Genomic DNA, 20,437 nt, shown 5'->3' with positions numbered 1-20,437 from the left:
CGTTAGGGAGAACTGAAGTCGCACCCTATAGGGCTTGGTCCGGCACCAGTTGTCTGTGCTCGACATTGAGGTATCCAGAAGCGCAGCGGCCGTCGTCTGTTCATACAACGCTTGGCGGTGGAAACCGGCGATGCGTACGTTGAAATTTCCTCTCGATAAACTGCCGATTCCTGGCAGTTTGTGCGAAAGCCTCAGGCTTTTGCGAACGTTTTTGCAAGAACATGCACAGGTATCACTCGTATCATTCACTTCGGAAAAGGCCGAGAGCTTTGTAATGAAAAAAACAATGTCGTGGTGGGACATCAGCCCGCCCTTGAGTACCGCAACACCGACCTGGCCGGGTGATACGCCGTTCCAGGAGGAGCGCGTCTGGACCTTCGGGCCTGAATGCCCGGTGAATGTCGGGCGTATCACGCTGTCGCCGCACACCGGCGCTCACGTCGATGCACCGCTGCACTACAGCCCGGAGGGCGCAGCCATTGGCGATGTGTCGCTTGATGTTTATATCGGGCCTTGCCGGGTGTTGCATTGCCTGGACAGCGGCCGACTGGTGCAACCGGAGCAAATAGAGAGTCGACTGGACAACCTGCCCGAACGCGTCCTGCTGCGCACGTATCGACAAGCGCCGCTGACCAGCTGGGACCCGGATTTCACCGCCGTCGCCAAAGAAACCGTCGACCTGCTCGCCAGTCTCGGCGTGCGCTTGATCGGTATCGATACGCCATCGCTGGACCCGCAGCAATCCAAGACCATGGATTCGCACAACGCCGTGGCCCGTCACGGCATGGCTATTCTCGAAGGCATCGTGCTCGATGAGGTCCCGGAAGGGGACTATGAGTTGATCGCGCTGCCGCTGCGCTTTGCCAATCTCGACGCCAGCCCGGTGAGGGCAATTCTGCGTCCATTGAATTCACCGCAACGTGAGGAGCCTGCTCAATGAGCCAATGTCCCTATTCACCTGTTAACCAGACAGGGGAATGGCATAACGCCGAGCTGAATTTTTCTGATTCCATGAGCTACGGCGACTACTTGGATCTGGGGCGCATTCTCAGTGCACAGCACCCGTTGTCGCCGGACCATAACGAGATGCTGTTCATCATCCAGCACCAGACGTCCGAGTTGTGGATGAAGCTGATGTTGCACGAGCTCAAGGCTGCCCGCGAACACGTCCGGCTGGGAGAGTTGCCACCGGCCTTCAAGATGCTGGCGCGGGTCTCGCGGATTTTTGATCAACTGGTGCATGCCTGGACGGTGCTGGCTACCATGACTCCCACCGAATACCACTCAATCAGGCCTTTTTTGGGGCAGTCGTCCGGTTTTCAGTCGTTTCAATACCGTGAGATTGAGTTCATTTTGGGCAACAAAAGCGCGACCCTGTTGCGCCCCCATGCCCATCGGCCGGAATTATTGCAGGAACTTGAAAAGGCGATCGCGACCCCTTCGCTGTATGACGAAGCGATTCGCTTGATGGTCAGCGCGGGCTTGAAGATTGACCCACAGCGTTTCGAGCGAGACCCAACCCTCCCGACAGAGCATGACGCCTCGGTCGAAGCCGCCTGGCGCGAGGTCTACAAAGATCCTTCGCGTTATTGGGATCTCTATCAACTGGCCGAAAAACTCATCGACCTCGAGGATTCGTTCCGTCAATGGCGCTTCCGTCATGTCACCACGGTTGAGCGGATCATTGGCTTTCAACCGGGAACCGGCGGCACTGAAGGTGTCGGTTATCTGCGCAAAATGCTCGATACCGTGCTGTTCCCGGAGTTGTGGCGGGTGCGTTCGACCCTCTGATCCCGTCCGTATAAAAAAGCCCCGGCATTCATTGAATGCCGGGGCTTTTTGTTGCGCTCCGGGACTATTGAGCGACTGGCAAGCCTCGATCCCTCGCTACACGCACCCGGTAGAACACGTAGATGATCAAGACCCAGACCGGGATGGCGAAGACCGAGGCGCGTATTCCCGGAATCATCCACATCACGCAGATGATCATGGCCATGAACGCCAGGCACAGGTAGTTGCTGAAGGGAAACCAGAACGACTTGAAGCCTGGCACGATGCCTTGCTGGCCCATGACTTTACGAAACTTCAGGTGGGTCAGGCTGATCAGCGTCCAGTTAATCATCAGCGAGGCGACCACGAGTGCGAACAGCAACTCCAGCGCTTCATGGGGCGCGAGGTAGTTGACCAGCACGGACAACATAGTGATCAGCGCCGAGATACCCAGCGCCCGCAATGGCACGCCCTGTTTGTTCAGTTTCATCAGCGACTTCGGTGCGTCGCCCTGTTCGGCCAGGCCGTAGAGCATGCGGCTGTTGCAGTAGACGCCGCTGTTGTAAACCGAGAGCGCTGCGGTCAGTACCACGAAATTGAGGATATGCGCGGCGGTATTGCTGCCGATCAGCGAGAAGATCTGCACGAACGGGCTGCCACTGTAGGCATCGCCCGAAGCGCCCAGGGTCTGCAGCAGTTGATCCCACGGATACAGCGAAAGCAGAACGGTGAGTGCGCCGACGTAGAAGATCAGCACGCGATACACCACCTGGTTGATCGCCTTGGGTATCACCTTCCTCGGTTCGCTGGCTTCAGCGGCAGTGATGCCGACCAGCTCCAGGCCACCAAAGGAGAACATGATGAACGCCATCGACATCAGCAAACCGGTGGTGCCGTTGGGGAAGAAACCGCCGTGACTCCACAGGTTACTGACCGAAGCTTGCGGGCCCCCGGAGCCGCTGAACAGCATGTAGCAACCGAGGGCGATCATACCGATGATCGCCACGACCTTGATGATCGCGAACCAGAACTCCATCTCGCCGAAGACTTTGACGTTCATCGTATTGATCAGGTTGACCAGCACGAAGAACACTGCCGCGCTCACCCAAGTGGGGACTTCCGGCCACCAGAACTGCACGTACTTGCCGACAGCCGTCAGCTCGGCCATGCCCACCAGCACGTACAGCACCCAATAGTTCCACCCGGACAGAAATCCTGCATAACCGCTCCAATACTTGTGGGCGAAGTGGCTGAACGAACCGGCCACCGGCTCTTCGACAATCATTTCGCCCAACTGGCGCATGATCAGGAAGGCAATGAACCCGGCAATCGCATAGCCGAGGATCATCGACGGACCGGCCGACTTGAGTACGCCGGCAGAGCCTAAAAACAGCCCGGTGCCAATCGCCCCGCCCAATGCGATCAGTTGAATATGACGATTTTTCAACCCCCGCTTGAGCGTTCCCTGTTGCAAGATTTCATCCGCCATCTCGTTCCCTTCTGATTATTGTTGTCAGGCCTGATTTGAAAGATCAGATATTACTCTCGGTGAATTTTTCGTAATACAGATGCACGGTCTCCAGTGCCTGAGTCTGCAACCAGCTCTTGATCGACTCGACCATGGGCGGTGGCCCGCAGACGTACATGTCGATCGGCGCGTCGCGCAGTTCACTGGTGTCGAAATGCTCGGCAATGTAGCCGCGCTTTCCTGCCCATTGTGGCGAAGGATCGCTGACGACCTCGGTGTAGCGAAACCCCGGAATACGCTCGGCATAGGCGGCGATGCGTGTGCGTTCGCACAGATCGGCAGCGTCTCGCACGCCATAGTACAAATGCACCGGTTGCGCGCACCCGCGCTCGGCGAGTTCGTCGAGCATACCCAGCAGCGCGGAAAGCCCGGTTCCGCCGGCCACCAGGATCAGCGGTTTGGCGACGTGCCGAAGATAGAAGGCGCCCAGCGGTGCCTCCAGGGCGATTTCATCACCCACCTGACAGCGTTCACGGATGTAGTTACTCATCACGCCGTCGGGCAGCAAGCGAATCAGGAACTGCAGCTGATTGCTGTCGCTCGGTCGATTGGCGAACGAGTAGGAGCGCCTGCTTTGAGTCCCAGGGATCAGCAACCGGGCGTATTGCCCCGGCAAAAAATCCAGCAAGCCTGTCGTGCCCAGATCCAGATCCAGATGCAGGATCGCAGTGCTGGCTGAGACCTGCCTGACTTCAGTGACTTTGCCGCTGAGTTGCTCGGGGGCCGAGGCGCTGCACAGGCTGGAAGCGAAGTCGAAATAAAACGCAGCATCGGACTTCACCCGAGTCTGGCAGGTGAGCATTTTGCGTTGTTGCAGGTCCTGGTTGGAGAGGGCTTCCTCATCCACATAGTCCTGGCTGTAGTCGCCCGACTCGCAGCGCCCCTGGCATGTTCCGCAGACGCCTTCGCGGCAATCCAGAGGAATGTTGATGCCGTTGCGCAGGGCGGCGTCGAGCAGTATTTCGTTAGGCTGTACGGGAAAGAACAGCGTTTTGCCGTCGGCAAAGCTGAACGCGACCTTGTGGTTCATGCCCGGTCTCCATGGTTTCAGAGGTGGTAGAAATCGAGCACCGAGTTGATGGTGTCGTTGAGCAGCAGGACATGCTTGCGGGTGATCAGCCAGCTGTCTGCGTGAGGCTTGAGGCGATAGGTCGCGCGGCCATAGAACTGTTCGGACGTGGCCAGGCGATAGAACAAGGTGTGCCAGTTCAGACGCACCTCCAGCTCGCCGCCCTCGACCTCTTCGATCCGTACGTTGTTGATCAGGTGCAAGGTGCGCGGCATCGGCGTTGAGGACGCGGATTTGCCCGTGCGCAGGCGGAACACGCGGTCCTCCAGACCGGAACGATTGGGGTAGTAGATCAGCGACATTTCGCGCTTGGGGTCGACGGTGTAAACGTGTTCCGAGTCCCACTGCGGCAGGTGAAACTCGCTGTGCTCGTCGAACAGCTTGATATAGGCGTCCCACTCCTGGGCGTCGCACAGTTCGGATTTGCGATAGAAAAACTGTTCGATCTGGTACTGCAATTGCGCATTCATGTTCACACCTCACGTAGCTTCAGGGATTTCGCTTCCAGGCCATCGAGCAGGAATTTCTGCCAGTTGCTGTGCTGGTTGACGTAAAGCCCTTCGTGGGTGAATTCGGTTCCGGTCATGGCCGGGGCGATGCCGATCGACTCGCTGTTGGGCGTGGCGCCGGTTGCCCATTGGTGACTGCCACGGGAAATATCGCTCCAGCGTTCCAGGCGTGCCTGGAAACCACGCTGGGCTTCGCGGAACTCCACCAGGTCATCCGGAGTGCCCAGACCCGACACGTTGAAGAAGTCTTCGAACTGACGAATCCGGTTTTCACGATCCGCGTCCGACTCGTTTTTTACGCCCAGGCACTGGCTGATGATTTCAGTCTTGTTCCAGGCTATCGGGCGGATTATGCGCAGTTGCGAGCTGATCTGATCGAGGAAAAACAGGCTCGGATAAATGTTCAGATTACGCAGTCGGTGCATCATCCACTCAGCTTTTTCCTGACCGTGTTCTTCGATCAGCCGCGGCATGATCGTGGCGTAACCGGAGCGCACCGTCGGGTTCGGCATGTCACTGAACAGCAGGCTGTGGCCGTTATCGAAGGCGAACCAGCCGTCATCGGTATTGGCGTCGCCAGCGCCGAGTTTGCTGTAGTCGAGCGTGGTGCCGCTGTCAGTGCCGTTCTCGCTGTTGACCTGCTGGCGGTGTTGCACGGTGGCCACGTAGTTGTAGTGGACAGTGCTGACGTGATAACCGTCGAGGCCGTTTTCGTTCTGCAACTTCCAGTTGCCGTCATACGTGTAGGCTGACTTGCCGGGCAGCACCTCCAGCTCACCGGTGGGCGATTGGGCAACCATCATGTCGAAGAACACTTTGGCGTCGCCGAGGAAGTCTTCGAGGCTGTTATCGGCATGAACATCCAGGCTGATAAACACAAACCCCTTGTAGCTCTCGATGCGTGCTTTTTTCAGGCCGCGTGTGGCCTTGTCGAACCCTTCCGGGTATTCGCCGGGCGCCTTGACCTTCACCAGGCGGCCGTCGCTTTTGTAGCACCAGGCGTGGAACGGGCAGGTGAAGGTCGACTGGTTGCCCTTGCCGACACGGGTCAGGGTCGTGCCGCGATGCTGGCAGGCGTTGATCAACGCATTGAGCTGACCGTCACCGTCGCGGGTGATGATCATTGGCTGGCGGCCGGCGCGCATAGTGATGAAGTCGTGATTGTTGGCCAACTCACTTTCGTGACAGGCATAGATCCAGTTCTTCTCGAAGATCAGTTCCATCTCCAGATCGAACAACTGCGGTTCGGTGAAAATGTCCCGGGCGATCCGGAACACGCCGTCTGTCGGACGGAAGTCCAGGCAGCCTTCGATAAACGCTTTCCACTGCTCGACGTTTTTTTCGCCACTCATGGGTGTGTACCTTTTTTATTCGGACTAATCGGTTGCGCTCATTAGAGAGAGTGGGGCGGGCAGGGGTCTATCCGGTTTGTCGACGAAGGCAGTCCATAAAATTTGTGCGGTAACACCCCCGTATCGAGCTGGGCAGGTACTACTCAAACAGTGCCTGACGCGATGGACGGCTGCACCTGATTGCAGCAATCAGGTACTGTTTTGCAGGACGTCGGATGCTGTTCGATGACACTTGCGGGCTTCAAGCCGGGCGCGTTGTCCGCTTAGTAGATGATTACTATCCGCTGGGTTGGTACCGTCGTTTTGTGGCTTGGAATTTGCTCTTTCCTGCCTGATACGCGCCCTCAGAGCGCGCTTGAAAAATACCGCCGTGGGTGCCCCGTGATGAGTAGCAAAACTGATCCGCAGTTTCGCGACATTCGTATTGATAGCTTTGACGTTGAGGGTGCGCGGAACTGGATGTCCGGTATCTGCGGGCCCCATCGACTCGTGACCACCACTCCGGAGCGGATCCGCTTTCATCACAGCGCCAATGTGTTCAAGTCGATGGCCACGACCCTGGGCACGATTGAGTACGGTACCGACGTCACCGTCGATATCGAAGACCCTGAGCACTTCAGCAGTTACAGCCTGAGTTTGCCGTTGGTGGGCGAGCAGGAGCTGAGCAAGAACGGCAGCGTGGTGAAGTCCAATCGCGATCAAGGGGTGATCATTTCGCCGAATGAAAACCAGGTGCTGGCGATCTCCGGCGATTGTCGCAAGGCCCAGGTGGTCATCACCCGCGCCGCCATGAGTGAGTCTCTGGAAGGCATGCTGCAGCGACCGTTGGATGCGCCTTTGCGTTTCGAGTCGGTGATGGATGCGGTCGACGGGGCGTCGGCATCATGGTGGCGCATGGCGCGTTATTTCATCGCCGAGCTGGAACGCAGCAGTGAATTGTATGAACAAGTGGCCTTCACCCGGGATGTCGAAAGCTCTTTGATCAAGGGGCTGATCCTCGCCCAGCCGAACAATTATTCTGAAGAACTGCGGGACGTGTTGGGCGTGAAGCTGCCGCACTATCTGATCCGGGCCCGGCAATACATTCACGCAAACGCCCGGGAAGCTCTGCATCTGGAAGACATCGAAGCCGCGGCCGGAGTCTCGCGCTTCAAATTGTTCGAAGCGTTCAAGAAGTACTTCGCGCTATCGCCGATGGTCTACCTGAAAAAATACCGCTTGAACGCCGTGCGTCAGGACATTCTTGAGCACGGTTCTGCGCGCAATATTTCCGAGATCGCCATGGGGTGGGGCTTCACGCACCTTGGGCGTTTTTCTGCCGAGTACCGCAAGTTGTTCGACGAATCCCCAAGCATGACTTTGCAGCGTAACGAAGCCCGGCGCATGCGCGGCTTCTGAGGATCAGGACGCCCAGGGAGTTGTCGATATCTCCCTGGCGGTTTCCCTTACTTGCGCACCACCAGATCAAGCAATTCCTCTCGCTCCTTGATTTTCTGCAGGACGATTTCCGAGCGGATATCGGTGACCCCTGCTGTGCGGTTCAGATGGTTGACGATGAAATCGGAGAAGTGTTTGAGGTTGCGCGCCTGGACTCGCAAAACATAGTTGCTCGCGCCGGTAATCACATAAGCGGTGACCACTTCCGGCCACAACTGAACCTTCTTGATGAAGGTTTCGTGCCAGTCCTCGACGTCCTGTCGCAACGATACATGGACGATGGCTTCCAGTTCGATTCCCAGCCGTTCGGCATTCAGTACCGCGCGATAGCCGGTGATGATTCCCTCACTTTCCAACAGGCGCAAACGGCGTAAACACGCCGACGGGGACAGGGCGACTTTCTCCGCCAATTCCTGATTGCTGATGCGGCCATCCTGTTGCAGTTGGTGCAGGATTCGCAGGTCTGTCGAGTCGAGATTCATGGTTGGAATAAATCCGCGTTTATTGGAGTTAGATTCGAATTTTCTGCGAGATAACTACTATAAGGCTGCTCACTTTGCACGAAAATTCTCCAAAGCTTCGTTCATTATTTCTCCACCGAGAAGGGGGAAATAGCGCCTGAAACATGACACCGAAACCCTGGATCGACCCGATTATCGCGACCTGCCCGGACGGCATGTCATTCAAAAAACAGGACACTCAATGACGACAAGAAACGATTGCCTGGCGCTTGATGCTCAGGACGCTCTGGCGCCACTGCGTCAGCAATTTGCACTGCCCGAAGGCGTGATCTATCTGGACGGCAACTCCCTGGGCGCGCGACCGGTTGCTGCATTGGCGCGTGCTCAAGCGGTGATCGCCGAAGAATGGGGCAATGGCCTGATCCGCAGTTGGAACAGTGCTGGCTGGCGCGACCTGTCCGAGCGTCTGGGCAACCAATTGGCCGGGCTGATTGGCGCCCGTGATGGTGAAGTGGTGGTGACCGACACCACCTCGATCAACCTGTTCAAGGTGCTCAGCGCCGCCCTGCGGGTGCAGGCCACTCGGTCGCCGAAACGGCGAGTGATCGTCACCGAATCCAGCAATTTTCCGACCGATTTGTACATCGCCGAAGGTCTGGCGGACATGCTGCAACAGGGCTACACCTTGCGCCTGGTTGGTAGTCCCGAGGAGCTGCCGCAAGCGATAGACCAGAACACCGCTGTGGTCATGCTTACCCACGTCAACTACAAGACGGGCTATATGCACGACATGCAAGCCATGACCGCGCTGACTCACGAGTGCGGCGCGCTGACCATCTGGGACCTGGCGCATTCCGCCGGTGCGGTGCCGGTCGACCTGCATCAGGCACGTGCCGATTACGCCATCGGCTGCACCTACAAGTACCTCAATGGCGGTCCGGGCTCGCCAGCGTTTGTCTGGGTGTCGCCCGATCTGTGTGATCTGGTGGCGCAGCCGTTGTCTGGCTGGTTCGGGCATTCGCGGCAGTTTGCCATGGAGCCTCGCTACGAGCCGAGCGAGGGTATCGCTCGTTATCTGTGCGGTACCCAGCCGATCACTTCATTGGCGATGGTCGAGTGCGGTCTGGATATTTTCGCCCAGACCGACATGGCCAGCCTGCGCTGCAAATCCCTGGCGCTGACTGACTTGTTCATCCAGTTGGTCGAGCAGCGTTGTGCCGCACATGAGCTGACGCTGATCACCCCGCGCGAACACGCCAAGCGTGGCAGCCACGTCAGCTTCGAACATCCCGAAGGTTACGCGGTGGTCCAGGCTCTGATCGCCCGTGGCGTGATCGGTGACTACCGCGAGCCTCGGATCATGCGCTTCGGCTTCACCCCGCTGTACACGACCTTCACCGAGGTCTGGGATGCGGTGCAGATCCTGGGCGAAATTCTTGATCAGAAAACCTGGGCGCAAGCGCAATTCCAAGTGCGCCATAGCGTCACCTGAATCTCCGAGGTCCTTGTCTTGCTGCCGGATTTCACCGGTAGCAGGCTTTCGGTCGCCTCCAATAAAAAGTTCTGTGAAAACACAATAATAAGGAGCACGCAGAATGAAACTGTCCCTCTGGCCCGCCTTGCCGCTCGCCATCACTGGTTGTCTCGGTCAAATGGCCTGCGCCGCCTCCGACACTGGATTCGTCGAAGACAGCAGCCTGACACTGACTAACCGTAACTTCTATTTCTACCGCAACAACCTCAATAATCCTGGCGGTCAGAACTATCGGGACGAGTGGGCGCACGGGATCATGCTCGATTACCGTTCCGGCTATACCCAGGGCACGTTGGGTTTCGGCATCGATGCCTATGCGCAACTGGGCATCAAACTCGACAGCGGCAGGGGCCGAACCGGCACCGGTTTGCTGCCGGTCGATTCCGATGGTCGCCCCGAGGATGAGTATTCCGAAGCGGGCGGTGCGCTCAAGGCGCGGATCTCGAAGACCGAACTCAAGTACGGCAACCTGACCCCGCTTAACCCGGTATTCGGTACCGGCAATGCGCGACTGTTCACCCCTCAGGCCAATGGCTTTCAGCTGACCAGCAGCGAATTGAAAGGGCTGATGTTCGACGCCGGGCACTTCACTTCTGGTAACGACAGTACCTCGACCAACGACGATGGCGCCCTCAAGGCACTGTATGCCGGGGTGGAAACCCGCAGTGTCGATTATCTGGGCGGCAGCTACGCCCTGAGTGATCAATTGAACGTCAGCCTGTACGGTTCGCAATTCACCGATATCTGGCGGCAGTACTACGCCAATACCAACTACAGCTTCGCGCTGAGTGAAAACCAGTCGCTGAACCTGGATCTCAATATTTACCGCACCGATGACACTGGTCAGAGTCTGGCCGGCAAGATCGACAACACCACGTGGTCCCTGTCCGCCGCCTACAAGGTCGGCGCCCATCGATTGACCCTGGCGTACCAACGCGTCGATGGCGATGAGCCGTTCGACTATCTGGGTTTCGATCAGCAGCCGGGTACTTCGATTTTTCTCGCCAACTCGATTCAAGTCCTCGACTTCAACGCCCCCAACGAGCGCTCCTGGCAATTGCGTTATGACCTGGACATGGCTCCTTTCGGCGTGCCGGGCCTGAGTTTCATGTCGCGTTACGTCAGCGGTGACCATATCGACGACAGCCACTACGACGGCGGGGCCAATGGCGCTTATGGACGTTACGGCAGTGACGGCAAGCGCTGGGAACGCGACATTGAAGCGCGTTACGTCGTGCAATCAGGCAAGGCCAGGGATCTGTCGGTGCGAGTGCGTCAGGCCAGTGTGCGTTCGACCGCTCAGGTGGCCCTCGCGGACACCACCGACAACAACGAAGTCCGGGTGATCATCGAGTATCCGCTGAGTATTTTCTGATCAGTGCCCTGCTGTGTGTGGCTGATCCCCACGGGTAATTACAACGACTTGCTCTCTTCAAGAAAGACAATATTCAGAGGACGGAAAAATGACCGATACCAGCGGTTTTGAAAGCATATCCAAGCGTGAGCAAGGCCTTAGGCGCCAGCTCACGTCGGGCCAGATGAGCATGATCGCCATTGGCGGTGCGATTGGCACCGGACTGTTTATGGGCAGCGCCTACGCCATCAGCTATGCCGGGCCGAGCGTACTGCTCAGCTACGCCATTGGCGCGATCATCACCCTGCTGTTGATGGGCTGTCTTGCGGAAATGACCGTCGCCCATTCGACCTCGGGTTCGTTCGGCGCCTATGCCGAATTCTATGTCAGCCCATTGGCCGGATTTCTGGTGCGCTATGCCTATTGGGCGGCGATTGTGCTGGCTGTCGGCACGGAAGTGACGGCGGTGGCGATGTACATGAAGTACTGGTTTGCCAACGTGCCGGAGTGGATATGGATCGTCTCGTTTTCCAGCATCCTGATCGTACTCAACGCCATCAGCGTGAAGACATTCGGCACCTTCGAATACTGGTTCTCGACCATCAAGATCGGGGCGATTGTCGGTTTTATCATCCTCGCGGTGTACGTGGTATTCGGTTCCGGTAACGCGGATTACGGTGTGCACAATTACACGGCCCATGGAGGCTTTTTCCCCAATGGTCTGCAAGGGATGTGGATCGCGGTGATCGTGTCGATCTTCAGCTATTTGAGCGTTGAGATGATCGCGGTGGCCGCCGGTGAAGCACAGGACCCGGAGCGGGCAGTGAAGAAGGCCTTTCGCGCGACTATCGTGCGGTTGGTGGTGTTTTACCTGCTGACCCTGGCGCTGATGTTGGCCATCGTACCGTGGGTTCAGGCTGGCCATGCCCAAAGCCCATTCGTCACGGTCATGCAAACCATCGGCATTCCCGGCGCAACCGGGGTGATGAATTTCGTGATTCTGATCGCGGCGTTGTCGGCGATGAACAGCCAGCTCTATATCACCACGCGCATGATGTTCAGCCTGTCCCGTGGCGGCTATGCACCCAAATCCATGGGCGTATTGAGCAAGACCGGGATCCCGCTGAATGCCTTGTTGCTGTCGAGTTCGGGCATTGCCCTGGCGACCTTGCTCAACGTTCTGTACCCGGAAAGCTCCTTCACCTTGATGATGGCGATTTCCATGTTCGGCGCCATTTTCACCTGGTTCATGATCTTCCTGACGCACTACTGTTTCCGTCGCTACCACGAGCGCAATGGCGAACGAAAACTGTCTTTCCGTATGCGCCTGTTCCCGTACACCACATTGTTGGGGTTGGTGCTGATGGGCGCGGTGATGATCACCACCTACTTCACCGAAGCCTTCAAGATGACCTTGGTGTTCGGTGTGCCTTTCCTGTTGGTTCTCACGGTTGTCTACGGCCTCTTTTTCAGAAAACCCAAGGCGGCCGGGGCATTGAGTCCGCAGCCAAAGGTTTAGACAGGAGATGCCTGGTGTCGGCCGGTGGTTTTCACAGACTGCCGAGCCGGCATTGATCCTGAGCACTCTTGAGGCTCGCCTCGAAGGCTTCCAGCCCGTAATGGAGTTGCTGCAGTGCGCCGATACTGTCCATCAGTTCGCGTTTCTTGTCGGCTATGGCTACTCGAGCAAGCTCCCACGGAAGTGCCTCGCCCCGGTGTTGTTGAAACATCGCCTGCAACTCTTTGAGCCTGAATCCCAGTTGTTGAGCACACTTGATGAAGATCAACAGTTCGACGCTTTGCTGGTTGTAGATCCGGTATTTACCACTGCGCTGTGCGGGCGGTAACAAGCCGATGGCTTCGTAGTGGCGGATACTCTTGACTGTGTTTCCCGACAGCCGCGCAGCTTTGCCGATGTACATGAAAAATCCCTTTTTTGAATGTCCCGGAGTGCGCCCCAAAAGACCAGCGCATTATCCGGGAGATTCAACGGCTGGCGATAGCGTTCGCTTGTTTGAGCCACGTCTCCCGTTGCGCTGCTTTGGAGCCGAGAATCGGCCCGAAGGTGAGGGTCCTGGTTGGCTTGATGCCGCAGAATTCCAGGGTGGTTTTGCGTACCTGATGCAGTCCAGGCATGCGATAGATCCAGCGGTAATACCAGGACGGCGTGTCCATAGTCACCAGCAAATGCGCGCTTCGTCCCTGCAGGAGTTTTTCGGGAAAGGCTTTGCCTTTGCGGTATTTGAAAGCGAAACCCGGCAGGAACACCCGATCGAAAAAGCCTTTGAGCAACGCCGGAACTCCGCCCCACCAGATCGGATAAACCAGTGTCAGGTGCTCGGCCCACACAATGTCCGCCTGGGCGCGGCGCAAGTCGACTTCCAGTGGCTGGGTCTGTTGATAACCTTCACGCAGCACCGGGTCAAAGTCCATTGCACCTAGAAACAACTGGCGCACCTCATGCCCGGCGCGCACCGCTGACTGGGCGTAACATTCGGCGAGTGCGCCGCAGAAACTGTTGCTCGCCGGATGCCCGAGAATCACCAGAATTCGTTTGCCCATCGTCTCGTTCCTTGAAGATGAAAGCTCAAGGGTAAAGTCTGCCCCTCAGGGGAGAGTCAAGGCATGCAGCAAGGCCTTGGCGTAACCGGGCAAGGCGGCGAACTCCCGAGCACAGAGCAACAGTTTGCGCGTGGCCCAAGGTTCTTGCAGGGCGAGACTCTTGAAGGATTGTTCGCCACGCCAGCGCTCAACCGCCGCGAGGGGCACGATCGCCAGCCCGGCCCCCCGAGCGACCATGCGCATCACGCCATCGAAACCTTCGGCGCGGATGCGGATTTGCATGCGTGACCCGGTGTGCAGCGCCTGTTCTTCCAGGTACACCGCCAACGCGCTGTTGGCGTTCAGGCCAACGTAGTCGTGGTGCAAGGTGTCGCTGAAGCTCACGACCCCTGCGTGTGCCAAGAGATGATCGCGGGGGGTTATCAGCACCAGTGGATCGTCGCGAAACGGGCGGGTCTGCAGGTCATCGGTGTCCACGGCGTCAGAGACGATGCCCAGGTCTGCCGCACCTTGGCGCAAGGCGTGGGTGATGCGAGCGCTGGGCAGTTCTTGCAGATCGATGTCGAGGTTGGGGTGGCTGCGAAGAAAGTCCGCGAGCAACTCCGGCAGATATTCGGTCATCGCTGTGGTGTTACACAGCAGCCGCACCTGGCCTTTGACGCCGTTGGCGTATTCGGCCAGATCCTGCTGCATGCGTTCGGCCTGTTGCAGCAGGACACGGGCATGTTGCGTCAGGGCCTTGCCGGCCGGGGTCGGGCTGACACCGCGGCGACCTCGCTCGAGAAACTCGATCCCCAGTGAAGCTTCCATGGCGCGGATGCGCGCACTCGCCGCCGCCAGGGACAGATGACTGCGAGCGGCGCCGGCGGTGATGTTGCCGCTGTCGAGGATGTTCAGGTAGAGGCGCAGGTCGGTCAGGTCGAAGTGCATCGCAGCAAGCTCGGAATAGGTGTTGCCTGATAGGACGCTTTCGCGAGCAGGCTCGCTCCCACAGTAGACCGAGTCAGCCCGGACGACGCGGTCACCTGTGGGAGCGAGCCTGCTCGCGAAGGCGTCAGTAAAAACGACGAAGCCTTAAGCCTCTTGCTGAACAAGAGGCTGCCTCAGTATATGGCAGATTTTCAAGCAGCCAATCCAGGCCCAGGATAGCGCCATGAATACTCTCGCCGCGTTCTATCAAAACCTCGGTATGGCCCTTTCATTGATGGTCATCGCTACCTTTCTGCTGGCCGGCATGATCAAGGGTGTGATCGGCCTCGGCCTGCCGACCATCGCGATGGGTTTGCTCGGTCTGGCTATGGCCCCGACACAGGCTGCCGCGCTGTTGATCATCCCCGCGACGCTCACCAATGTCTGGCAACTGGCATTCGGCGGGCATTTACTCGGATTGTTCAAACGCCTGTGGCCGATGTTGCTGGCAATTTTCATCGGCACCGGGGCCGGCACGCTGTGGATCGGCATGGCCGGTGGTCATTGGGTCGTGCGGGGATTGGGCGCTGCGCTGTTGCTCTATGCGTTGAGCGGATTGTTTCTGCCGACCTTGCGTGTCGGCCGTCACACCGAGCATTGGCTCGGTCCGCTTTGCGGCCTGTTGACGGGCGTTATCACCTCGGCCACCGGCGTCTTCGTGATTCCGGCCGTGCCTTATCTGCAAGCGCTGGGCCTGAGCAAGGATGAACTGGTGCAGGCGCTGGGATTGTCGTTCACCGTCTCGACCCTGGCCCTGGCTGCCGGCCTGTTATGGCGCGGTGCGCTGGGCGGTGGCGAGTTGACGGCGTCGTTGCTGGCGCTGATCCCGGCGGTGCTCGGCATGTTGCTGGGGCAATGGCTGCGCCAGCGGATCAGCGCCGTGCTGTTCAAGCGTGTGTTCTTCATCGGCCTGGGCGTGCTCGGCGGCCACTTGTTGATCAGCGGGTAGCGGACGACGGGCTAAGCATCTCGATGGCGCGGATATCGAAATCCCGTTCCAGATACTCATCGCGCTGCTCGAGGAATTGCTTCATGTGCGGCAGGTTTGAGTGCACGTCGAGGTGAGCCTGGGACTGCCAGATCTCGTAGAAGATAAACAGCGTCGGGTCCTGTTTGTCGCGCAGCATGTGGTACTCGATGCAACCGGGCTCGGCGCGGCTCGCTTCCACATAAGCGCTGAAAAACGCTTCAAAGGCGTCAGATTTTTCCGGGCGGGTCTTGGCGTGCAGGATGAAGCCTTGCATTTCACTCATCAGAAATTTCCTCAAATTCAAAATCGGCGCAAGTGTATGGCAACAATCGCCTGTCGATTCGTGCGTATTGGTCAAATGAATTTTGTGAATCAGGCGCTTATTCCGCGCGAGGCAGATCGATACTCTGCCGTCATCGAATTCCAACCTTCCGAGACCTTTCATGAAAAAAGTCCTGTTGCTCAATGGCGGCAAAAAATTTGCCCACTCCGATGGCCGTTACAACGCCACCCTGCATGAAGCCGCGCTGAGCGTGCTGGATCGCGGCGGTGTCGACGTGAAAGCCACCTTCATCGACGAGGGTTACGACGTCGCCGAAGAAGTCGCCAAATTCCTCTGGGCCGACGTGATCATTTATCAGATGCCCGGCTGGTGGATGGGCGCGCCCTGGACCGTGAAAAAGTACATCGACGAAGTCTTCACCGAAGGCCATGGCAGCCTTTACGCCAGCGACGGCCGCACCCGTTCCGATGCCTCGCAAAAGTACGGCAGTGGCGGCCTGTTGCAAGGTAAGCAGTACATGCTTTCGCTGACCTGGAACGCACCGCAGCAAGCCTTCGACGACCCGACCGATTTCTTCGAAGCCAAGGGCGTGGACGCGGTGTACTTCCCGTTCCACAAGGCCAACACCTTCCTCGGCATGACCGGTTTGTCGACGTTCCTGTGCGTTGACGTGATGAAGCGCCCGAATGTCGAAGCCGATGTCGCACGCTATGAGCAGCATTTGATCGAGGTGTTCGGTCTGCCGGCGTAAGCGTTTCGGGCTACTATCCGTCGCAACGGCGGGAAAGATCGCAGCCTGCGGCAGCTCCTACAGGTGTACGCATAATGATGTAGGAGCTGCCGAAGGCTGCGATCTTGGCGATTCATGTCACGCCCATTCGCGAAAGAGGACACACGTGAAAGCCAGATCCGATGAGTTGCAGATATTCGTCTGCGTGATTGAGTGCGGATCGATTTCCGCTGCGGCCGAACAGGTCGGGCAAACGCCTTCGGCAGTCAGCCGTACGCTGTCGCGGCTGGAGGCGAAACTCGATACCACGCTGATCAATCGCACCACGCGGCGCATGGACCTGACCGAAGAGGGCAAGTACTTCTTCGAGCACGCCAAGCTGATTCTGGATCAGATGGACGAGCTTGAAGAGCGCCTGACCTCACGTCAGCAAACCCCGTCCGGGCGTCTGCGAATCAATGCCGCATCGCCGTTCATGCTGCACGCCATCGTGCCGTACATCGACGAGTTCCGCCGGCTCTATCCGGACATCCAGCTGGAACTCAACAGCAACGATTTGATCATCGATTTGCTCGAGCAAAGCACCGACATCGCCATCCGTATCGGCACGCTTGCAGACTCAACGCTGCATGCCCGCTCCCTGGGATGCAGTCCGCTGCACATCGTCGCCAGCCCGGCTTACCTGGAAAAACACGGCGTACCTGCGCAGGTGGCAGACCTGGCCGGGCATACGCTGCTGGGCTTTACCAACAACGAAGGCCTCAACCAATGGCCGCTGCGCTACGTGCATGGCGACCGCTGGCCGATTCAGGCGTCGATCAGCGCCTCCAGCGGCGAGACGATCAGGCACTTGGTGCTGGAAGGTCAGGGCATTGCCTGCCTGTCGCACTTCATGACGATTGATGACATCCGCGCCGGCCGTTTGCAGGTGCTGCTGGCGGATTTCAACAGCGGTTATCGTCAGCCGATCAACGCGGTGTACTACCGTAACTCGCAACTTGCGCTACGGATTCAATGCTTCCTGGACTTTATCCAGGGCAAATTGGCGGCTTACGCGAACGCCGATTTCAAGGGCTGATTCGTGACCCCTGCGCAAGAGTGAATTGGGCAACGCTGTCTGTTTCCGCAGGCATCGGTCCTCGATACTGGCTGCATCACTTATTAACGCAGGGAGTTTCTCCATGAACGTATTCGTCACCGGCGCAGCCGGTTTTATCGGCGGCTCCATCGCCACGGGTCTGGTCCGTGCCGGCCACAAGGTCACCGGTCTGGTGCGCAGCGCCGAACAAGCCAATGAACTGAGCGCTCTGGGCATCACCCCGGTGCTCGGCACGCTTGACGACAGCGCATTGCTGGCGGAACAGGCCCGGGCTGCCGACGCCGTGATCAACGCCGCCAGCAGCGACCATCGCGGCGCGGTAGAAGCGATGCTCGATGCACTTCGCGGTTCCAACAAAGTGTTCCTGCACACCAGCGGTTCGAGCATTGTTGGCGATGCGTCGGGCGGCAAATCCAGCGACGTTATCTATTACGAAGACAACCTGCCGGCACCTACCGTCGACAAGGCTGCTCGCGTGGCCATCGACAACCTGATCCTCGCCGCAGCGAAGGACGGGGTGAACTCGGCAGTGATCTGCAACACCCTGATTTACGGCCACAGCCTGGGCGTCAAACGTGACAGCGTGCAGCTTCCACGTTTGCTGAAACAGGCGCGTAAAAGTGGGGTGGTCCGGCATGTCGGTACCGGCCAGAACATCTGGTCCAACGTGCACATCGAAGACGTGGTTTCCCTGTACCTGCTGGCGCTGACCAAAAACGTACCGGGCACCTTCTACTTCGTCGAAAGCGGTGAAGCGTCGTTCATCGACATGACCACTGCGATTGCCGAAGCTTTGAAACTGGGTGAACCACAAGATTGGCCGCTGAAGGACGCCGAAGCCGAGTGGGGTTATGAAATGGCCAACTATGGCCTGGGCTCCAACAGTCGGGTTCGCGGTAAAAAGGCGCGGGAGTTGCTGGGCTGGGCGCCGAAGCGGACATCGGTGATTGAATGGATTCGTGACGAGATGGTGTGAGTTCGCTTTAAACCGCGTCATCGTTTATCGCGAGCAGGCTCGCTCCCACATTTTGATCTGCACAGGACACAGATTTTGTGTCCGACGAAGATCCACTGTGGGAGCGAGCCTGCTCGCGAATGCATTTTTGAAGTCCCAACAACTGGCCGGGCCGCCCTCAATTCCGTAACATCCGCCCCCTCTTTTCCCGCCTGTATTTTAGGTCAGCCATGAAACCCAAACATCTGCGCGCCGATACCCTGGCCGGGCTCACCACGTCTTTCGCTCTTCTACCCGAATGCATCGCCTTCGCGCTGGTTGCGCACCTCAATCCATTGATGGGGCTTTACGGCGCTTTCATCATTTGCACCCTGACCGCGCTTTTCGGCGGCCGGCCGGGCATGGTGTCCGGCGCTGCCGGGTCGATGGCCGTGGTGATCGTTGCGTTGGTGGTGCAGCACGGCGTGCAGTACTTGCTGGCCACCGTGCTGCTGGGTGGGTTGATCATGCTGGCGTTCGGGTTGCTGAAGCTTGGCAAGCTGGTGCGCATGGTGCCGCACCCGGTGATGCTCGGCTTCGTCAACGGTTTGGCGATCATCATTGCCCTGGCGCAGCTGGAACACTTCAAGAGCGGTGACGTTTGGCTCAGCGGCACGCCGCTGTACCTGATGGCGGGGCTGGTTGCCGTGACGATGGCCATCGTTTACTTGCTGCCGCGCCTGACGAGCGCCGTGCCGCCGGCGCTGGTGGCGATTCTGGGCGTTGGACTGGCGGTTTATCTGCTCGGTCTGCCAACCCGCACCTTGGGTGACATGGCGCACATTGCCGGCGGTTTGCCGACCTTTGCGCTGCCAGACATTCCCTGGAGCCTGGAAACCCTGCGCATCATCGCGCCTTACGCGATATTGATGGCGTTGGTCGGCTTGCTGGAAACCCTGCTGACCCTGAACCTCACTGACGAGATCACCGAGAGTCGTGGTTACCCGGATCGCGAGTGTGTGGCGCTGGGCGCGGCCAACATGGTCTCCGGGGTGTTTGGCGGTATGGGCGGTTGCGCCATGATCGGGCAGACCGTGATCAACCTCAGTTCCGGTGGTCGCGGTCGGCTGTCCGGTATTGTGGCCGGTGTGCTGATTCTGCTTTTCATATTGTTTTTGTCGCCGCTGATCGAACGCATCCCGCTGGCCGCGTTGGTTGGGGTCATGTTCGTGGTGTCGCAGCAGACGTTCGCCTGGGCCTCGCTGCGGGTGTTGAACAAAGTGCCGCTGAATGATGTGTTGGTGATCATCGCGGTAACGGTCATAACGGTGTTCACCGATTTGGCCACCGCCGTGCTCTGCGGGATCATCATTGCGGCGCTCAACTTCGCCTGGCAGCAGGCCCGGCAACTTTACGCCGACAGTCATCTGGAGACCGACGGCAGCAAGCTTTACCGCGTGCATGGCACCTTGTTCTTTGCCTCTACCACGGCCTTCCTCCGACAGTTCGATCACGCCAACGACCCGGTCCAGGTGACCCTTGACTGTCGCCACCTGAGCTTCGTCGACTACTCGGCCATCGCCGCGCTGAATGTGCTGCGAGAGCGCTATGCCAAGGCCGGCAAGCACCTGCGCGTGCTGCACTTGTCCGAACGCTGCAAAAAACTGCTCAAGCGCGCCCGCGTGAATCACGACTGAGGGTGATCGATCGTTCCCACGCTCCGCGTGGGAATGCCGCCCGGGACGCTCTTCGTAAGTCGTGACGCAGAGCGTCACAGGATGCATTCCCACGCGGAGCGTGGGAACGATCGGTGTGGGGGCGATGAAAGTTCCCCTGTCCGATTTTCATGACCTACGACCTCCCATACCTCTGCGCG

The 20,437-nt window shown here is 58.4% G+C and carries 20 protein-coding genes; 11 read left to right on the top strand and 9 right to left on the bottom strand.

The genetic code is table 11. From position 1 onward, the window contains the following. The first annotated feature begins 274 nt into the window (after positions 1-274). Positions 275-940, top strand: coding sequence for an arylformamidase (gene kynB, locus EAH74_RS24690; protein ID WP_140681746.1), 666 nt, complete (start codon positions 275-277; stop codon positions 938-940). Further along, the gene (gene kynA, locus EAH74_RS24685) at positions 937-1,791 is read left to right on the top strand and encodes a tryptophan 2,3-dioxygenase (RefSeq protein ID WP_140681744.1); all 855 of its coding nucleotides are present in this window, start codon (positions 937-939) and stop codon (positions 1,789-1,791) included. The genes kynB and kynA overlap by 4 nt, the downstream gene beginning before the upstream one ends. A gap of 64 nt (positions 1,792-1,855) precedes the next feature. On the opposite strand, the gene EAH74_RS24680 is transcribed toward kynA, so the two are convergent. From EAH74_RS24680 to antA, 4 genes are read right to left on the bottom strand one after another with little or no spacing between them, the layout of a single operon-like run. Further along, entirely contained in the window at positions 1,856-3,259 is a 1,404-nt protein-coding gene (locus EAH74_RS24680) for an amino acid permease (protein ID WP_140681742.1), read from the bottom strand. Between the two features lie 43 nt (positions 3,260-3,302). Continuing rightward, positions 3,303-4,328, bottom strand: coding sequence for an anthranilate 1,2-dioxygenase electron transfer component AntC (gene antC, locus EAH74_RS24675; RefSeq protein ID WP_140681740.1), 1,026 nt, complete (start codon positions 4,326-4,328; stop codon positions 3,303-3,305). Between the two features lie 17 nt (positions 4,329-4,345). Then, on the bottom strand, positions 4,346-4,837 hold the full coding sequence (antB, locus tag EAH74_RS24670; RefSeq protein WP_140681738.1) for an anthranilate 1,2-dioxygenase small subunit: 492 nt from the start codon (positions 4,835-4,837) through the stop codon (positions 4,346-4,348). Between the two features lie 2 nt (positions 4,838-4,839). Beyond that, on the bottom strand, positions 4,840-6,228 hold the full coding sequence (gene antA / locus EAH74_RS24665) for an anthranilate 1,2-dioxygenase large subunit (RefSeq protein ID WP_140681736.1): 1,389 nt from the start codon (positions 6,226-6,228) through the stop codon (positions 4,840-4,842). 384 nt (positions 6,229-6,612) lie between these two features. On the opposite strand from antA, the gene EAH74_RS24660 reads away from it, so the two are divergent. Further along, the gene (locus EAH74_RS24660) at positions 6,613-7,626 is read left to right on the top strand and encodes an AraC family transcriptional regulator (RefSeq protein WP_140681735.1); all 1,014 of its coding nucleotides are present in this window, start codon (positions 6,613-6,615) and stop codon (positions 7,624-7,626) included. A gap of 47 nt (positions 7,627-7,673) precedes the next feature. Here the strand turns inward: EAH74_RS24660 and EAH74_RS24655 are convergent, their stop codons facing one another. Then, positions 7,674-8,147 (bottom strand): Lrp/AsnC family transcriptional regulator, encoded by a 474-nt coding sequence (locus EAH74_RS24655; protein WP_140681733.1) that lies wholly within the window; start codon positions 8,145-8,147, stop codon positions 7,674-7,676. Between the two features lie 220 nt (positions 8,148-8,367). Between EAH74_RS24655 and kynU the strand changes: the two genes are divergently transcribed. From kynU to EAH74_RS24640, 3 genes are all read left to right on the top strand, one after another. Beyond that, positions 8,368-9,618, top strand: a complete 1,251-nt coding sequence (kynU, locus tag EAH74_RS24650; RefSeq protein ID WP_140681731.1) for a kynureninase — start codon at positions 8,368-8,370, stop codon at positions 9,616-9,618. 103 nt (positions 9,619-9,721) lie between these two features. Continuing rightward, positions 9,722-11,035 (top strand): OprD family porin, encoded by a 1,314-nt coding sequence (locus EAH74_RS24645; RefSeq protein ID WP_140681729.1) that lies wholly within the window; start codon positions 9,722-9,724, stop codon positions 11,033-11,035. Between the two features lie 88 nt (positions 11,036-11,123). Beyond that, positions 11,124-12,533, top strand: a complete 1,410-nt coding sequence (locus EAH74_RS24640; RefSeq protein WP_140681727.1) for an amino acid permease — start codon at positions 11,124-11,126, stop codon at positions 12,531-12,533. 31 nt (positions 12,534-12,564) lie between these two features. Here EAH74_RS24640 and EAH74_RS24635 read toward each other — a convergent pair whose 3' ends face one another. From EAH74_RS24635 to EAH74_RS24625, 3 genes are all read right to left on the bottom strand, one after another. Beyond that, the gene (locus tag EAH74_RS24635) at positions 12,565-12,936 is read right to left on the bottom strand and encodes a MerR family transcriptional regulator (RefSeq protein WP_140681725.1); all 372 of its coding nucleotides are present in this window, start codon (positions 12,934-12,936) and stop codon (positions 12,565-12,567) included. Positions 12,937-13,000: 64 nt separating this feature from the next. Then, entirely contained in the window at positions 13,001-13,576 is a 576-nt protein-coding gene (locus tag EAH74_RS24630) for an NAD(P)H-dependent oxidoreductase (protein WP_140681723.1), read from the bottom strand. A 45-nt stretch (positions 13,577-13,621) separates the two neighbouring features. Beyond that, positions 13,622-14,506, bottom strand: coding sequence for a LysR substrate-binding domain-containing protein (locus EAH74_RS24625; protein WP_140681720.1), 885 nt, complete (start codon positions 14,504-14,506; stop codon positions 13,622-13,624). Positions 14,507-14,729: 223 nt separating this feature from the next. Here EAH74_RS24625 and EAH74_RS24620 point away from each other — a divergent pair, with 223 nt between their 5' ends. Further along, positions 14,730-15,494: a sulfite exporter TauE/SafE family protein gene (locus tag EAH74_RS24620; RefSeq protein WP_140681718.1), complete on the top strand. Its 765-nt coding sequence runs from the start codon at positions 14,730-14,732 to the stop codon at positions 15,492-15,494. Here the strand turns inward: EAH74_RS24620 and EAH74_RS24615 are convergent. Then, positions 15,484-15,798: a putative quinol monooxygenase gene (locus EAH74_RS24615; protein ID WP_123365397.1), complete on the bottom strand. Its 315-nt coding sequence runs from the start codon at positions 15,796-15,798 to the stop codon at positions 15,484-15,486. The two genes, EAH74_RS24620 and EAH74_RS24615, sit on opposite strands and share 11 nt — an antisense overlap. A gap of 160 nt (positions 15,799-15,958) precedes the next feature. Here EAH74_RS24615 and EAH74_RS24610 point away from each other — a divergent pair, with 160 nt between their 5' ends. The 4 genes from EAH74_RS24610 to EAH74_RS24595 all read left to right on the top strand — a co-directional run bounded on the left by EAH74_RS24610 (position 15,959) and on the right by EAH74_RS24595 (position 20,258). After that, positions 15,959-16,549 carry an NAD(P)H-dependent oxidoreductase gene (locus EAH74_RS24610; RefSeq protein ID WP_140681716.1) on the top strand — a complete coding sequence of 197 codons (591 nt, stop codon included), beginning with the start codon at positions 15,959-15,961 and terminating at the stop codon, positions 16,547-16,549. Between the two features lie 145 nt (positions 16,550-16,694). Then, the gene (locus tag EAH74_RS24605; RefSeq protein WP_140681714.1) at positions 16,695-17,606 is read left to right on the top strand and encodes a LysR family transcriptional regulator; all 912 of its coding nucleotides are present in this window, start codon (positions 16,695-16,697) and stop codon (positions 17,604-17,606) included. Positions 17,607-17,709: 103 nt separating this feature from the next. After that, complete coding sequence (locus EAH74_RS24600) at positions 17,710-18,603, top strand: NAD-dependent epimerase/dehydratase family protein (RefSeq protein WP_140681712.1); 894 nt, start codon at positions 17,710-17,712, stop codon at positions 18,601-18,603. A 209-nt stretch (positions 18,604-18,812) separates the two neighbouring features. After that, positions 18,813-20,258 carry a SulP family inorganic anion transporter gene (locus tag EAH74_RS24595; protein ID WP_140681710.1) on the top strand — a complete coding sequence of 482 codons (1,446 nt, stop codon included), beginning with the start codon at positions 18,813-18,815 and terminating at the stop codon, positions 20,256-20,258. Positions 20,259-20,437 lie beyond the last annotated feature (179 nt).

The sequence above is a fragment of the Pseudomonas mandelii genome (assembly GCF_006438925.1).
GTDB classification, from domain to species: domain Bacteria; phylum Pseudomonadota; class Gammaproteobacteria; order Pseudomonadales; family Pseudomonadaceae; genus Aquipseudomonas; species Aquipseudomonas mandelii_C.
This window is presented reverse-complemented; position numbering and strand designations above follow the sequence as displayed.

Coding starts and splice junctions, on each gene's coding strand:
- kynB (WP_140681746.1), top strand. CDS start 275: ATGAAAAAAACAATGTCGTGGTGGGACATCAGCCCGCCCTTGAGTACC.
- kynA (WP_140681744.1), top strand. CDS start 937: ATGAGCCAATGTCCCTATTCACCTGTTAACCAGACAGGGGAATGGCAT.
- EAH74_RS24680 (WP_140681742.1), bottom strand. CDS start 3,259: ATGGCGGATGAAATCTTGCAACAGGGAACGCTCAAGCGGGGGTTGAAA.
- antC (WP_140681740.1), bottom strand. CDS start 4,328: ATGAACCACAAGGTCGCGTTCAGCTTTGCCGACGGCAAAACGCTGTTC.
- antB (WP_140681738.1), bottom strand. CDS start 4,837: ATGAATGCGCAATTGCAGTACCAGATCGAACAGTTTTTCTATCGCAAA.
- antA (WP_140681736.1), bottom strand. CDS start 6,228: ATGAGTGGCGAAAAAAACGTCGAGCAGTGGAAAGCGTTTATCGAAGGC.
- EAH74_RS24660 (WP_140681735.1), top strand. CDS start 6,613: ATGAGTAGCAAAACTGATCCGCAGTTTCGCGACATTCGTATTGATAGC.
- EAH74_RS24655 (WP_140681733.1), bottom strand. CDS start 8,147: ATGAATCTCGACTCGACAGACCTGCGAATCCTGCACCAACTGCAACAG.
- kynU (WP_140681731.1), top strand. CDS start 8,368: ATGACGACAAGAAACGATTGCCTGGCGCTTGATGCTCAGGACGCTCTG.
- EAH74_RS24645 (WP_140681729.1), top strand. CDS start 9,722: ATGAAACTGTCCCTCTGGCCCGCCTTGCCGCTCGCCATCACTGGTTGT.
- EAH74_RS24640 (WP_140681727.1), top strand. CDS start 11,124: ATGACCGATACCAGCGGTTTTGAAAGCATATCCAAGCGTGAGCAAGGC.
- EAH74_RS24635 (WP_140681725.1), bottom strand. CDS start 12,936: ATGTACATCGGCAAAGCTGCGCGGCTGTCGGGAAACACAGTCAAGAGT.
- EAH74_RS24630 (WP_140681723.1), bottom strand. CDS start 13,576: ATGGGCAAACGAATTCTGGTGATTCTCGGGCATCCGGCGAGCAACAGT.
- EAH74_RS24625 (WP_140681720.1), bottom strand. CDS start 14,506: ATGCACTTCGACCTGACCGACCTGCGCCTCTACCTGAACATCCTCGAC.
- EAH74_RS24620 (WP_140681718.1), top strand. CDS start 14,730: ATGAATACTCTCGCCGCGTTCTATCAAAACCTCGGTATGGCCCTTTCA.
- EAH74_RS24615 (WP_123365397.1), bottom strand. CDS start 15,798: ATGAGTGAAATGCAAGGCTTCATCCTGCACGCCAAGACCCGCCCGGAA.
- EAH74_RS24610 (WP_140681716.1), top strand. CDS start 15,959: ATGAAAAAAGTCCTGTTGCTCAATGGCGGCAAAAAATTTGCCCACTCC.
- EAH74_RS24600 (WP_140681712.1), top strand. CDS start 17,710: ATGAACGTATTCGTCACCGGCGCAGCCGGTTTTATCGGCGGCTCCATC.
- EAH74_RS24595 (WP_140681710.1), top strand. CDS start 18,813: ATGAAACCCAAACATCTGCGCGCCGATACCCTGGCCGGGCTCACCACG.